Source organism: Pseudomonas sp. R9.37 (genome assembly GCF_963878885.1).
Taxonomy (GTDB): Bacteria; Pseudomonadota; Gammaproteobacteria; order Pseudomonadales; family Pseudomonadaceae; genus Aquipseudomonas.
In genome coordinates, this window is sequence record NZ_CAWNZA010000010.1 from 55,627 (window position 1) to 69,386 (window position 13,760).

General features: G+C 62.3%; 12 protein-coding genes. 6 read left to right on the forward strand and 6 right to left on the reverse strand.

The window, feature by feature from the left end; translation table 11 throughout:
* Window positions 1–448 precede the first annotated feature (448 nt).
* Window positions 449–2,428: a peptidase U32 family protein gene (locus tag AACU78_RS06610; RefSeq protein ID WP_106580376.1), complete on the forward strand. Its 1,980-nt coding sequence runs from the start codon at window positions 449–451 to the stop codon at window positions 2,426–2,428.
* Here AACU78_RS06610 and AACU78_RS06615 read toward each other — a convergent pair.
* Window positions 2,406–3,311 (reverse strand): DMT family transporter, encoded by a 906-nt coding sequence (locus tag AACU78_RS06615; RefSeq protein WP_106580377.1) that lies wholly within the window; start codon window positions 3,309–3,311, stop codon window positions 2,406–2,408. The two genes, AACU78_RS06610 and AACU78_RS06615, sit on opposite strands and share 23 nt — an antisense overlap.
* Before the next feature lie 108 nt (window positions 3,312–3,419).
* On the opposite strand from AACU78_RS06615, the gene AACU78_RS06620 reads away from it, so the two are divergent.
* The 4 genes from AACU78_RS06620 (at window position 3,420) to AACU78_RS06635 (ending at window position 6,430) form a co-directional block, all read left to right on the forward strand.
* Complete coding sequence (locus tag AACU78_RS06620) at window positions 3,420–3,863, forward strand: Lrp/AsnC family transcriptional regulator (RefSeq protein ID WP_106580378.1); 444 nt, start codon at window positions 3,420–3,422, stop codon at window positions 3,861–3,863.
* Between the two features lie 98 nt (window positions 3,864–3,961).
* A complete protein-coding gene (locus AACU78_RS06625; protein ID WP_106580379.1) occupies window positions 3,962–4,831 on the forward strand; it encodes an NmrA family NAD(P)-binding protein in 870 nt (289 codons plus the stop codon).
* Complete coding sequence (locus AACU78_RS06630) at window positions 4,831–5,628, forward strand: aldo/keto reductase (protein ID WP_106580380.1); 798 nt, start codon at window positions 4,831–4,833, stop codon at window positions 5,626–5,628. Before AACU78_RS06625 ends, AACU78_RS06630 begins: the two co-directional genes overlap by 1 nt.
* Before the next feature lie 343 nt (window positions 5,629–5,971).
* On the forward strand, window positions 5,972–6,430 hold the full coding sequence (locus AACU78_RS06635) for an REP-associated tyrosine transposase (protein WP_106580381.1): 459 nt from the start codon (window positions 5,972–5,974) through the stop codon (window positions 6,428–6,430).
* Window positions 6,431–6,695: 265 nt separating this feature from the next.
* Here AACU78_RS06635 and xylB read toward each other — a convergent pair whose 3' ends face one another.
* The 5 genes from xylB to AACU78_RS06660 are packed head-to-tail and all read right to left on the reverse strand — an operon-like array spanning window position 6,696 to window position 12,675.
* Entirely contained in the window at window positions 6,696–8,156 is a 1,461-nt protein-coding gene (gene xylB, locus AACU78_RS06640; protein ID WP_106580382.1) for a xylulokinase, read from the reverse strand.
* Between the two features lie 7 nt (window positions 8,157–8,163).
* Window positions 8,164–9,165: a LacI family DNA-binding transcriptional regulator gene (locus tag AACU78_RS06645; RefSeq protein ID WP_106580388.1), complete on the reverse strand. Its 1,002-nt coding sequence runs from the start codon at window positions 9,163–9,165 to the stop codon at window positions 8,164–8,166.
* A 25-nt stretch (window positions 9,166–9,190) separates the two neighbouring features.
* Window positions 9,191–10,123: an ABC transporter substrate-binding protein gene (locus tag AACU78_RS06650; RefSeq protein ID WP_106580383.1), complete on the reverse strand. Its 933-nt coding sequence runs from the start codon at window positions 10,121–10,123 to the stop codon at window positions 9,191–9,193.
* Window positions 10,124–10,157: 34 nt separating this feature from the next.
* Window positions 10,158–11,150, reverse strand: coding sequence for an ABC transporter permease subunit (locus AACU78_RS06655; RefSeq protein ID WP_106580384.1), 993 nt, complete (start codon window positions 11,148–11,150; stop codon window positions 10,158–10,160).
* On the reverse strand, window positions 11,143–12,675 hold the full coding sequence (locus tag AACU78_RS06660) for a sugar ABC transporter ATP-binding protein (RefSeq protein ID WP_106580385.1): 1,533 nt from the start codon (window positions 12,673–12,675) through the stop codon (window positions 11,143–11,145). Before AACU78_RS06660 ends, AACU78_RS06655 begins: the two co-directional genes overlap by 8 nt.
* Before the next feature lie 239 nt (window positions 12,676–12,914).
* Between AACU78_RS06660 and AACU78_RS06665 the strand changes: the two genes are divergently transcribed.
* Window positions 12,915–13,517, forward strand: coding sequence for a hypothetical protein (locus AACU78_RS06665; protein WP_237266723.1), 603 nt, complete (start codon window positions 12,915–12,917; stop codon window positions 13,515–13,517).
* Window positions 13,518–13,760 lie beyond the last annotated feature (243 nt).

Here is a 13,760-nt window from a genome sequence, read left to right on the forward strand (position 1 = left end):
TGTGCTGTTGATCCGCTTTTGCTTCAACCACTCAGGTCGGCTTTCAGGCCGCCGTGCTCTGCTTTTGACTTTGATCTGACAGGCCCCGTCAACCACGCTGGCCGAACGCAGGCTTGAATCCGTGGGTAACCCGGCAGGACGCCGGGTTAGCCGCGTTGGGCCATGGATGGCCCGTCGCGGCGGCCCACGGATTCAAGCCGGAGTGAGGGCACACCGAGCCCAAGCGAGGGGCCGAGTGGTGGGGCAAAGACCTTTTGGTTACTTTTGGGGCGTTTGCCAAAAGTGACCCGCTGTAAGAGCGGAACCACCAGCCGCCGTGACCACAGCAACGGATATGCCCCCAATCCACCTCCCCCCATTCGCCCAGACAGCCCTGCGGTAGGTGCCCACCCGGCATTTCACAGCTACAATGCCCGCCTCAACCGTGACAAGCCTGACTAAAAAAACTATGTCCTTGCCCAAGCATCACCTGGAATTGCTCAGCCCGGCCCGCGATGTCGCCATCGCGCGCGAGGCTATCTTGCATGGCGCCGACGCCATCTACATTGGTGGACCAAGCTTCGGCGCACGCCACAACGCGTGTAACGAGGTGAGCGACATCGCTCAACTGGTCGAATTCGCCCGCCGTTACCACGCCCGCGTATTCACCACCATCAACACCATCCTGCACGACAACGAACTGGAACCCGCGCGCAAGCTGATCCATCAGCTGTACGACGCCGGCGTCGATGCGTTGATCGTGCAAGACCTGGGCGTGATGGAGCTGGATATTCCGCCCATCGAGCTGCACGCCAGCACCCAGACCGACATCCGCACCCTGGGCCGCGCCAAGTTTCTCGACCAGGCCGGTTTCTCGCAGTTGGTGTTGGCCCGCGAGCTGAACCTGCAGGAAATCCGCGCAATCGCCGATGAAACCGATGCCGCCATCGAGTTCTTCATCCACGGCGCCCTGTGCGTGGCGTTCTCCGGGCAATGCAATATCTCCCACGCGCAAAATGGCCGCAGCGCCAACCGTGGCGATTGCTCCCAGGCCTGCCGCCTGCCGTACACCTTGAAAGATGACCAGGGCCGCGTGGTGGCCTTTGAAAAACACCTGCTGTCGATGAAAGACAACAACCAGAGCGCCAACATCCGCGCGCTGGTCGAAGCCGGTGTGCGTTCGTTCAAGATCGAAGGCCGCTACAAGGACATGGGGTATGTGAAAAACATCACCGCCTATTACCGCCAACGCCTCGACGACGTCCTCGAAGACCGCCCTGACCTGGCGCGCGCTTCCAGCGGCCGTACTGCGCATTTCTTCCTGCCCGACCCGGAAAAAACCTTCCACCGGGGCAGCACCGACTACTTCGTCACCGACCGCAAGATCGACATCGGTGCCTTCGACACGCCCACCTTCACCGGCCTGCCGGTGGGTGTGGTGGAAAAAGCCGGTAAGCGCGACTTGCAGGTAGTCACCCATGAGCCGCTCTCCAACGGCGACGGCCTGAATGTGCTGATCAAGCGCGAAGTCGTGGGTTTTCGCGCCAACATCGCCGAACCCAAAGGCGAGTTCGAAGAAGACGGTGAGAAACGCTACCGCTACCGCGTCGAGCCAAATGAAATGCCGGCCGGCCTGCACCAGTTGCGCCCCAACCATCCGCTGAACCGCAACCTCGACCACAACTGGCAACAAGCCCTGCTCAAAACCTCGGCCGAGCGCCGTATTGGCCTGCAGTGGGTCGCGCGCCTGCGTGAGGACCAGTTGGACGTGACCGCGACCAGCGAAGAAGGCATCAGCGCCAGCGTCACCCTGCCCGGCCCGTTCGGGGTGGCCAACAAGCCGGAACAGGCGCTCGACACCCTGCGCGACCTGCTTGGCCAACTCGGCACCACCGAGTACCACGCCACGCACATCGAGCTGGATGCGCCGCAGGCATTCTTCATCCCCAACTCGCAGCTCAAGGCCTTGCGCCGTGAAGTGATCGAGGCGCTGACCGCCGCCCGCGTTGCCGCTCACCCACGGGGGGCACGCAAGGCTGAGACCTCGCCGCCGCCGGTGTACCCGGAAGCGCACCTGTCGTTCCTGGCCAACGTCTACAACCAGAAAGCCCGGGACTTCTACCACCGTCACGGCGTGAAGCTGATCGACGCCGCCTTTGAAGCCCACGAAGAAACTGGCGAAGTGCCGGTGATGATCACCAAGCACTGCCTGCGGTTCTCGTTCAACCTGTGCCCTAAACAGGCCAAGGGCGTGACGGGGGTGAAGACCAAAGTGGCGCCAATGCAACTGATCCACGGTGATGAAGTGCTGACCCTGAAGTTCGACTGCAAACCGTGCGAGATGCACGTGGTGGGCAAGATCAAGGCCCACATCCTTGGCTTGCCGCAGCCGGGCAGCGGCGTGGGCCATTTCAACCCGGAAAACATCATCTTTCAGGGCACGCACTAACCCTTGGGGAGCGGGGCCACCACCAGCCCCGCTGCAACCCCGCTGCCGCCAGCAGAATCGCAACGACCCCCAGCCATTGCAGCCAACCCAGGCGATGCCCAAAGGCGAACCAATCGACAAAGATCGCCGCAATCGGGTAGATGAACGACAGCGCGCCGGTAATGGCGGTCGGCAGTTTCTGGATCGCCCCGTACAGCAACACATACATTAAACCGGTGTGCACCATGCCCAGCGTGACCAGCGCAGCCCAGGCCTGGGTCGCGGCAGGCAAGCTGTGCCAGGGCACCAACGGCGCCAGCAAAAGTGCGCCGGTAATCACCTGGATCAACGCCATCAAGTGGGGTGGAACGTCCTTCAAGCGCTTGATGATCAACGCGGCAATCGCGTACAAAAACGCTGCGCCCAACGCCAGGGCAATGCCGGTCAGATAATCCCCGCCAGCGCTTTGCTGTTCGCCGTGGGCGGTGACAATCGCCAACATGCCGAGGAACGCCACGCTCAACCAGGCGAGCTTCTGCACGGTGATCTTCTCACCCAGAAACAGCGCCGCCAGCATCACCAATATGAACGGCTGCACGTTGTACACCGCCGTGCTGATGGCAATCGATGCACGTGAATAGGATTCGAACAACAGCAACCAGTTGCCAACGATGGCCACGCCGCTGAGCATCGCCAGGCCGAGCTTGGCCCGGGTCAGCAGGTCTCGGCGCAAGTAACCCAACCACGCACACACCAGCAACAGCGTCAGCGCGCCAATCACGCAGCGCCAGAACACCACTTCGATCACCGACACGCCAGACACCAGCACAAACCAGCCGATGGTGCCCGAAATCAGCATGGCGGCGACCATTTCCCACGACCCGCGACGAATAGATGTGTCCACGATGGCGCTCCTCAAGTGAGGCTCAATTATGGCAATCTGCCGGTCAGCGCCTCCAGCGACTAAAGTAGGCAAAAACCCTCGATTACCTTTTTTAATTAGGCAGGCCGCATGAATGACTCTATCGACCAGCAACTGATCGCCGCCTTGATGGACGACTCGCGCCTGTCGCTCAAGGCGTTGGCGGGTATTACCGGGCTGTCTTCGCCCAGCGTGGGCGAACGTCTGCGCCGTTTGGAGGAGCGCGGCGTGCTGACCCATTACACCGTCGACATCGACCCCAAACACTTCGGCTATTTGCTGCAAGCCATCGTGCGTATCCGCCCATTGCCCGGCAAATTGCAGGAGGTGGAGCGCCAGATCCAGGCGATTCCCGAGTTCACCGAGTGCGACAAGGTCACGGGTGAAGACTGCTTTATCGCGCGCCTGCATGTGCGCACCATGGACCACCTCGACACCCTGCTGGACCGGATCAACGCCTATGCCGAAACCAACACCGCCATTGTCAAGAAAACCCCGGTCAAACGGCGTTTACCGCCCCTGGCCGATTCGTGATTGCACGTCACTAACGCAGTGACGTAATCGCTATTCTGTCATCGCCGGCCGAACTTTATGCTGGGCTCCACACATTGGAACCCACAGGGGTGAAGCGCATGTACGTAATCACTGGCATCACAGGCAAAGTCGGCGGCGCCCTGGCGCATAACCTCCTCAAGGCAGGTCTGCCGGTTCGCGCCGTCATTCGCGACGCCGGCAAAGCGGCATATTGGGCCGACCAGGGCTGCGAAATCGCGTTCGCCGCGATGGAAGATGCACAGGCGTTGACCGAAGCGTTCAAGGGCGCGACCGCCGTGTTCATCCTGCCCCCACCGGGCTTCGATCCGCAGCCTGGGTTTCCTGAAGCGCGTGTGGTGATAGCGGCTGTCAGCCAAGCGCTCAAGGCCGCCGCGCCACAAAGAGTCTTGTGCCTGTCGACCATCGGCGCGCAGGCCAAAGAGCTCAACCTGCTGACCCAGCGCACGCTGATGGAGCAGGCGTTGAGTGCCCTGGACATCCCCGTAACCTTCCTGCGCCCGGGCTGGTTCATGGAAAACGCCGCCTACGACGTCAGCAGTGCGCGTGACACCGGCGTGATCCACAGCTTCCTGCAACCGCTGGACAAGCGCATACCAATGGTTGCCACGGCCGACATCGGCACACTCGCCGCGCAGTTGTTGCAGCAAGACTGGGCCGGCCACCGCGTAGTCGAAGTGGAAAGCCAATGGGTCAGCCCGAACGACATCGCCCAGACCCTGGCGCAAGTGCTCGGCCGTGACGTGCGTGCCGACGTGGTTGAGCGCGATACCTGGGAGCCGTTGCTGCGTGGCCAAGGTGCACACAACCCACTGCCGCGCATGCGCATGGTCGATGGTTTCAACGAAGGCTGGATCTGTTTCGAGCACGATCAGGTGCTCAAGGGCACAACCTCCCTGCTCACGGTATTGCGCGAGCTGGCAGGTAAAACCGCGGAGTCGAATGCCTGATGAACCTGCCTGAATTGGGTTTCGGTACCTTCCGTATGCCCGGCGATGACTGCCGGGCGGTGGTCGAAAGTGCCCTGGCGCTGGGTTACCGGCATATCGACACCGCCGCCCTGTACGACAACGAAGCCGCCGTTGGCCAGGCCATCAAACACTCGGGCATCCCCCGCGACGAGGTGTTCCTGACCACCAAGGTCTGGCATGACCAGTTGGCGCCGGCCGCGCTGCAAAAAGCCTTTGAGCTGAGCCTCGGCAAGCTGGCGGTGGACTACGTCGATCTGTTCATGGTGCATTGGCCGGCTGCCGACATGGACTTGCCCGGCGTGATGAACGCTTTGTTGGCTCTGCGCGACAGTGGCCGCGTGAAACACATCGGTGTGTGCAACTTCAACATGCCGATGCTGCGCGAGGCGATCGATGTGCTGGGCACGCCAATTGCCGCGGTACAGGCGGAATACCACCCGTTCCTCGACCAGAGTCGCCTGCTCAATTACCTGCGCGGCAAACGCATCCCGATGGTCGCGTATGCGCCGTTGGCACAGGGTCGCGCGGCCACTGACCCGGTACTCACACAGATCGGCGCCAAGCACGGCGCCAGCGCGGCGCAAGTCGCCCTGGCCTGGTTACGCCAACAAGGCGTGGCGGCGATTCCCAAAGCCCAGCGCCCGCAAAGCCAGCAAGCCAACCTCGATTCGCTGCACGTCACACTCGATGAGCAGGATATGCAAGCCATCGCGCGGTTGCCCAAAGACCAACGCTTTGTGCAGCCGCCGTTTGCACCGCAGTGGGATGCGCTGTAAGCCGATTGAGTGGCTGGTGGGCTAGTTGTAGTCAGCGGGCCTCCTGTGGCGAGCGGGCGGGTTGTGGCGAGCGGGCTTGCCCCGCGTTGGGGCGCGAAGCGGCCCTGAAACCTGACGACTCAATTCATCGGAAGAAACGCGGTGACTGTCCTGGGGCTGCTTCGCAGCCCAACGCGGGGCAAGCCCGCTCGCCACAGCCCGCACGCTCGCCACAGTAAGCCCGCTCACCACAAGCCCGCTTGCCACAAAAGGCCCGTGGAAATATGGGGACACGGAAGTCAACGCGGGTGTTCCGGCTGCGCTGCTAGCGTCACAGCTTCTTATCCATGCAAGGAGCAACGGATTGTCTCGTCAGCCCAACGCTCACCGATTACGCCGCGGTCGTTACTCAGAATCAGGGCGTGCTTATTTGGTTACCGTCGTCGTGCATCAGCGCCAACCCTTGTTCAACAGTTTTGAGCTGGGACGATTATTGGTAGCAGAATTCAAACGAACCCACGACGCGGGCCAAGTCAACTCACTGGCGTGGGTGATCATGCCGGATCACTTTCATTGGTTGTTCGAGCTGCATAACTCGACCCTGCCCGATGTGATGCGCCAGACCAAGTCGCGCAGTACGCTGAGTATCAATCGGGCCCGAGGCAGCCGGGAAAGATTCTGGCAGCGCGGCTATCACGACCGTGCTGTGCGGGCCGAGGAAGACGCAAGGAAAATAGCTCGCTACGTGATCGCCAACCCTCTACGAGCCGGGCTGGTCGAGCACATTGGTGATTATCCGTTGTGGGACGCGGCCTGGTTGTAACGCTGCAGACTCACGTGGCAAGCGAGCCTCTTGGGGTAGATGGGATTTCTGTGGTGGACGGGCATCCTGAGGTGGACGAGCTTCCTGTGGCGAGCGGGCTTGCCCCGCGTTGGGGCGCGAAGCGGCCCTGAAACCTGACGACTCAATTCATCGGGAGAAACGCGGTGACTGTCCTGGGGCTGCTTCGCAGCCCAACGCGGGGCAAGCCCGCTCGCCACAGCCAGGCTGCTCGACACAGCAAGCCCGCTCACCACGAGACGCCTGATCAGTCGTGCAGCGCCTTCGCCGCAACCAGTAACCCTTGGAACTTGCGATAGCGCGCTTCCAACACCGGCTGTTGCGTCGCATCAGGCCAATACCGCGCCTTGACCGGCATGCCCGCGTGCAACAGCGACACGCCCTGCCCGATCGCCACAAACCCCAGCTTCGCCGCCCCAATACACGCGCTCAATTCGCTGCCCTGCAAGGTAAAGATTTCGCGCTGCAGGATGTTCGCCAACAACTGCGCCCAGTACTCGCTGCGCGCGCCGCCGCCCACCAAAGCGCAGGCGCCGACGCTGGCGCCGGCCGATTGCACGGCGTGCAAGGCATCGAGCAAGCCAAACCCCACGCCTTCCATCACGGCGTAACCGAGCATCGCCGGGGTGCAATCGTGACCCAGGTTCATGAAACCGCCGCGCAGCAATGGGTCGTTGTGCGGCGTGCGTTCACCGGCCAGGTAGGGCAAAAACAGAGGTGTGTCCAACGGTACCGGCTGCCCCATCGGCAACTGCGACTGCACCTGGTCCAATAGCGTTTGTTCGTCCGGCATACCGGTCAAGCGTGTCACCCAGCGCAGGCAACTGGCCCCGGCCAGCATGGCGCCCATGGTGTACCAGCGATCAGGCAGCGCGTGGCAGAAGCTGTGCACGGCGCTGGCCGGGTTGCCGGCGGCATGATCGGTAATAGCGACGATGGCCGCGCTGGTGCCCAGGGTGATGAAACCGTCGCCGGCATTGGTTGCGCCGATGCCGACGGCCGCCACCGGGTTATCGCCGCCGCCACCGGCAATCACCACGCCGGGCGACAAACCCAGCCCGCTCGTCGTCACGCAACCCGCCGGCGCACCGCCTTCCACCAGCCTGGGCATCTGCGCAGGCGCAAGCCCCGTGGCACGCAGCATCGGCGCGAACCATTCGCGCTGCGCAACGTCCAGCCACAGTGTGCCGGCCGCATCGGACATCTCGCTGATGCGCTCGCCACTCAGGCGTAAACGCAGGTAGTCCTTGGGCGAGAGCACGCAGTCAATGGCCTTGAACACCTCGGGTTCATGCTGCTGCAACCACAGCAGTTTCGGCGCGGTCAGCCCGGCCATGGGCAGGCTGCCGGTGACTTCGGCGAAGCCGGGCCCGAGTTGCTCAGCTTGGGCGACAGCACGCGAGTCGTCCCACAGGATCGCCGGGTACAACACTCGGTCGTCATCCCCGAGCAACACGGCGCCGTGCATCTGCCCGGACAACCCAATGCACACCACACGACTGAACGCCGTATGCGCACGCAACTGCTCAAGCGCCTGCAAACAGGCCTGCCACCAGTCTTGCGGGGCCTGTTCGGACCAGCCGCTGTGGCGTCGCGAGACACTCAAGCGCACACCGGCGTGGGCCAGCACGGCGCCGTCGACGTCCATCAGGATCGCCTTGAGTTCAGAGGTGCCCAAATCAATACCGAGGGAAACAGGACTGCTCATACGTGGGTCATTCCAATCCAATACAGCCACATGAATTACGGTATTGCAGGCTCGGCGCCAGGCGCACACTTTGCACCGGCGCGGCCGGCGAGGCCATGCGTTGCAGCAGCATCTGCACCGCGCGCGCGCCCAGCTCCTGGACCGGCTGGGCAATCAGAGTCAGGCGCGGCACGAAAAAATCCGCCCAGTCAAAATCATCAAAACCCACCAGCGCGATCTGCCCCGGCACCTCGACCCGCGCGTCTCGCAGCGCGTGCATGGCGCCCAGCGTCATCAGGTTATTGCCCGCCATGATCGCCGTAGGCGGCGCACTCAGGGCCAGCAACTGCGCGGTCGCGACGCGCGCCGGCTGGCTGTTCGAGCCACCGTTGACCAGTAACTGCGGGTCAAACGCCACGCCTGCCGCCTGCAATGCGGCCCGGTAACCTGCCACGCGCTCATCGGTAGTGCCCAGCCCCGCGCGGCCGGCAATAAAGCCGATCCGGCGGTGCCCGTGTTCAATCAAGTGCGCGACCAGGGCCTGGGTGGACTGGGTATTCTCCACCCCGATCTGGTCAAACTGCGTACTCATCATGCGGTCCACCAGCACCGTGGGCATTTCATTCGCCTGCAAATACTCCAGGGCTCTGGAGTCGGTGGACGGAGCCAGCAAAATCCCATCGACCCGCCGATGATGCAACGCCGTCACCACTCGCAGCTCCTGCTCCGGATCGTCGTGGGGGTCGACAAACAGCATCATGTAGCCGTGCTTGGCGCACTCGGTTTCAATCGCGTGCACGGTTTCGCTGAAGTAATGGTTGGACAGCGCCGAGATCGCCACGCCAATCGTGCTGGTGCTGGAACGGGCCAGCGAGCGCGCCAGGGTATTGGGGATGTAGCCCAAGTCCTGAATCGCGCGCTGCACCGCTTGCACCGTGGCCTCGCTGACCTTGCGGGTGCCGTTCAACACGTGGGACACGGTCGACGTCGACACCCCCGCCCTGCTTGCCACGTCATCCATGGTGACCACGACGCTTTCCCCTTTGCTCAATGACTCAATGTTTACTCGACCAACCGCTGTACGTAGCCACGTTGTCGCGGGTGATCAGTTTTGGCGTGAGCAGGGTAACCGCTTCGGCCGGGGCCTTGTCATTGAGAATGTCGGTGCCCACGTTCACGGCGGTCTGGGCCATGGCCCAAGGGTCCTGGCTGGCCGAGGCCTGGATTTGCGTGTCGGTCTTCAGCGCGTTTTCGATGTCTGGCGCGCCGTCCACCGAGGTGATGAGGATGCCGCTGCGTTTAAGCTGCTTGGCCGCCAGGTCGCTGCCGATGGCTTGCGGGTCGTTGATTGCGAACAGGCCGTCGATTTTCGGGAAACGCGTGAGGTACCCCTGCATCACGTTCAGGCCACCTTCGCGCGAGCCTTTGCCGTCCTGGTCATCGGACAGCACCTTGATGTTTGGCGCACCGGCGAAGGCGGCCTTGCAGCCTTTGACGCGGTCGGTCACGGCAGTGACTTGCGGGCCATTCTGGATGATCACATTGCCCTTGCCGCCAAGCTTGTCCACCAGGAACTGGCACGCCAGTTTGCCGGCTTCGACGTTGTCGGTTTGCACGGTGGCGTTCACGCCCTTGGCGTCCACATCCACAGCCACCACGACAATGCCGGCATCCCGGGCTTTCTTGATGGCCGAGGCCATGGCCGATGGGTCGACGGCGTTGAGCAGGATCAGGTCGACCTTGGACGAAATGAAGTTGTCGATCTGCGAGAACTGCTTGCTCAGGTCATAGTCGGCCGACACCGACGTCACTTTGACATTGGGGTTCAGCTCTTTGGCCCGCGCCGTGGCGCCATCGGCCAGGGTCACAAAATACGGGTTGCCGAGCGAGCCCATGCTGATGCCGAGGGCCTTGAGTTCGCGGGCTTCCACGGTGTGGGAGATCAGGGCAGCCAAGGCGATAACAGGAAAGAGGCGTTTGAAGTTCATGCGGGACTCTCTTGTGATTGTTGTTGGAGTGAAATCAGGTCCGTGCACCGGACTGGCGATAGCGATCCAGCGCCACCGCGCCGATGATCACAATGCCCTTGATGATGTACTGCCAGATATCCGATACACCCAGCAGCACCAGGCCGTTGGTGAGCACCGCGATAATCAGCGCTCCGATCAGCGTGCCGCCGATGGTGCCGACGCCGCCGGTAAAACTGGTGCCGCCAAGAATCACTGCAGCAATCGCGTCCAGCTCATAGGATTGCCCCAATTGCAGGCCATTGGCGGCGAACAGGCGTGAGGCGCTCATCACCGCGCCAAGCCCGGCCAGTGCGCCGGACATGGCGTAGACGAACAGCAGCACTTTCCATACCTTGATCCCCGACAGCCGCGCTGCCTCGGGGTTGCCGCCCACGGAGTAGATCTGCACGCCCATGACGGTGCGGCGCAGAATGAACCACGACAGCGCCACCACCGCGACGGCAATGATCACCAGCCACGGCACACCCAGCACCGAATCATTGCCGATAAACGCAAACGGCAGGTCGGGGTTGAACACGGTTTTGTCATCCGCCAGCAACCGCGCCAGGCCGCGCATGGCGGTCAGCGCGCCCAGGGTGACGATAAACGGCGGCAGGCGCATGAAGGCGATCAGCCCGCCATTGACCAACCCCAGCAACAGACCGAAACCGATGCCGGCAGCAATCCCGAACATGCCGAACTGTGGCGACATCGAGGCCTGCAACGCGACCACGGCGGACGCCGCGAGAATCGCGCCGACGGACAAGTCGATGCCCGCCGTCAGAATCACAAAGGTCATGCCTGCCGCCAGCACCACATTTACCGAAGCCTGCTGGGTGATGATCGACAGGTTCTGCACGGTGAGGAAGTTTTCACTGGCCAGGGCAAACCCCACCAACAGCAATATCAGCACCGGCAGCATGCCGACCGTGCGCATCAGTTCGCGAACGCGCTCGGCCTTGCCGATAGGTGCGAGGGTCAATGTGTTGTTGTTTGAATCAGCCATGGGCAGCCACCTGATCGCCACCGGTGGCGAGGTCAATAATACGTTCCTGGGAAATGACGTGGCCGGATGCCCCGCCGACTTCGGCCACCAACTGGCCTTCGCGCATGATCAACACGCGGTCGCACGTGCCGATGATTTCCGGCAACTCACTGGAGATCACCACAATGCCAACGCCGGCCAGCGCCAGTTGATTGATGATGCGGTAGATCTCGGACTTGGAGCCGATGTCCACGCCCCGCGTTGGTTCGTCGAGGATCAGCACATGCGGCTTGACCTCCAGCAGCCGCGCCAACAGCACTTTCTGCTGGTTGCCGCCGCTCAAGGCGCCGACATTGACCTTGCCCGACGCCACCCTGATCGACAGCGATTTGATCGCATCATTGGCGCGCTGCCAGCCGTGGCCGCGGTCCAGCACGCCGCCTGTGTGCGCGTCCGCCACACAGGCGCAGACGTTGATGTTGTCGGCCACGCTCATGTCGAGGAACAGGCCCTGGGCCTTGCGGTCTTCGGTGAGGTACACCACGCCGGCGCGGATCGCATCAGCCGGGTTGCGCAGTTGGGTCACGGTCTTGCCCACCACTTCAAGTGTGCCGCTGGTGCGCGGGTCGGCAGCAAAGATCAGCCGCGCCAGTTCCGTGCGCCCTGCCCCGACCAGCCCGGCAATGCCCAATACCTCGCCGGCATGCAGGTCGAAACTGCACTGGCGCACACGCTTGCCATCGGCCATGTCACGCACGCGCATCACCACGTTGCCGGGGTTATAGGCGGCGTGTTCCTTCTTGTAGAACCCGGAAAGATCGCGGCCGACCATCATTTTTACCAGCACCTCGGCCGACAACGCTTCGCGCGTCAGCTCGCCGATGTACTGGCCGTCGCGCAGCACCGAAACCCGGTCCGACAACTCGTAGATCTCGGCCATGCGGTGGCTGATGTAGATAATCGCCAGGCCCTGGCTGCGCAGCTGTTTGATCAAGGCAAACAGGCGGTCGGTCTCGCGCGATGACAGCGGCGTGGTCGGCTCGTCCATCACCAGGATCCTGGCGTGGGCATGCAGCGCACGGGCGATTTCCACCAGTTGGCGCTCGGCAATCGACAGGCTGCTCACCGGGGTGGTGGGTTGGAACTCGGCGCCCAGGCGTTGCAGCACCTCGACGCAGCCGGCTTGCATGCCCTTGCGGTCGATGGTCCAGCCGCGCCGCAGTTCGCGGCCCAGATAGATGTTCTCGGCCACGCTCAGGTTGGGGCACAGGCTCAGTTCCTGGTAAATCACGGCGATGCCGAGGGTCTTGGCGGTGGCGGGGTCGAAGGTGGCGACGGGCTGGCCGTCGATGCGGATTTCACCGCCGGGATCGGCCTGGTAGGCGCCGGAGAGGATTTTCATCAGGGTGGATTTGCCGGCCCCGTTCTCCCCCATCAACGCGTGGATTTCACCGGGGTAGACTTTCAGGCCGACATTCTTGAGCACGCGCAAACCGTTGAAGGTTTTGCTGATGCCCTGCATCTCAAGCAAGGGTTCAAGGCTCATGGATGAGCTCCTGGCATTATTATTTTTGTAGTCGAGTGCTGCCGACTCTAGTCCAGTTACATTTCCTTACGCAAGCGCTTGCGTGCGCCGTTTATCGATTGATTAAACGTTTCACCAAGTGCACAAGCGCGAATTGCGCATGCCGGCGCGGTGCATGAAATGAAATTTATACGCCAGCGGAATAAAACCCCGCGCCCGTCCGTTCTGCCAGCAGTCATTGGAAGAAATCAGGATGCGTCATGACCTCCAACGCAAGCGTTGTCGTTTACATCTGGTATCCCCACGGGGCTGATGTTGGCCATGCCGCGATGTACATCGGCGACCCGGTGATCGGCAAGATGATCGAAGTGCGATACGACCGTTACCGCAACGACGGCGAACGTGATCGCGACCGCGCCTTTATCGAGCAATTCAACACCAGCTACGTCAGCTGGTGGCCCGAAGGCAGAGCCGCCTTGACCGGCAAGCAGCGCCAGGAGCGTAACCTGTTCCTGGAGTCCGACATCAGCGCCGAAGGCTGCCGACCGCATGTGGTCTATACCGTTTGCGGCCTGAACCTGCAGGCCATGCAGGCCGAGTGGTTCAACATTCGCAACAAGCCCAACGCGCATTACCAGATGCTGCGCAAGAGCTGCTCCACCGTGGTACTGCGGGTGCTCAAGGCCGGTGGCGCGCTCAACAAGCTGTCGGCGGCCAAACGCGCATGGTTTTCCAACAACCTCTACGTGACGCCGAAAAACGTCGCGCAAATCTGCAATGAACTGCGCGACGCAGGGCTGGCGACCAAAGCTAAAAGCCAGAACTGCCCGGAAAAAGGCTCGTTCATGTTCGGGCTTCGGTAGGTTTCCTGGTGCCGGCGCCTGACCCGCTTGTTCGTGGGAGCTGGCTTGCCTGCGATGCAGGCACCTCGGTCCATCAGGCCCACCGGGTTGATGCCATCGCAGGCAAGCCAGCTCCCACAGACAAGCAAAAGCACTGCGGTGTTGGCAGTTGAACTCGGTCAACTTGTGGGAGCGGGCTTGCTCGCGAAGGCGGTGGGTCAGTGGCACATGGGCTGACTGAACCACCGCCTTCGCGAGCAAGCC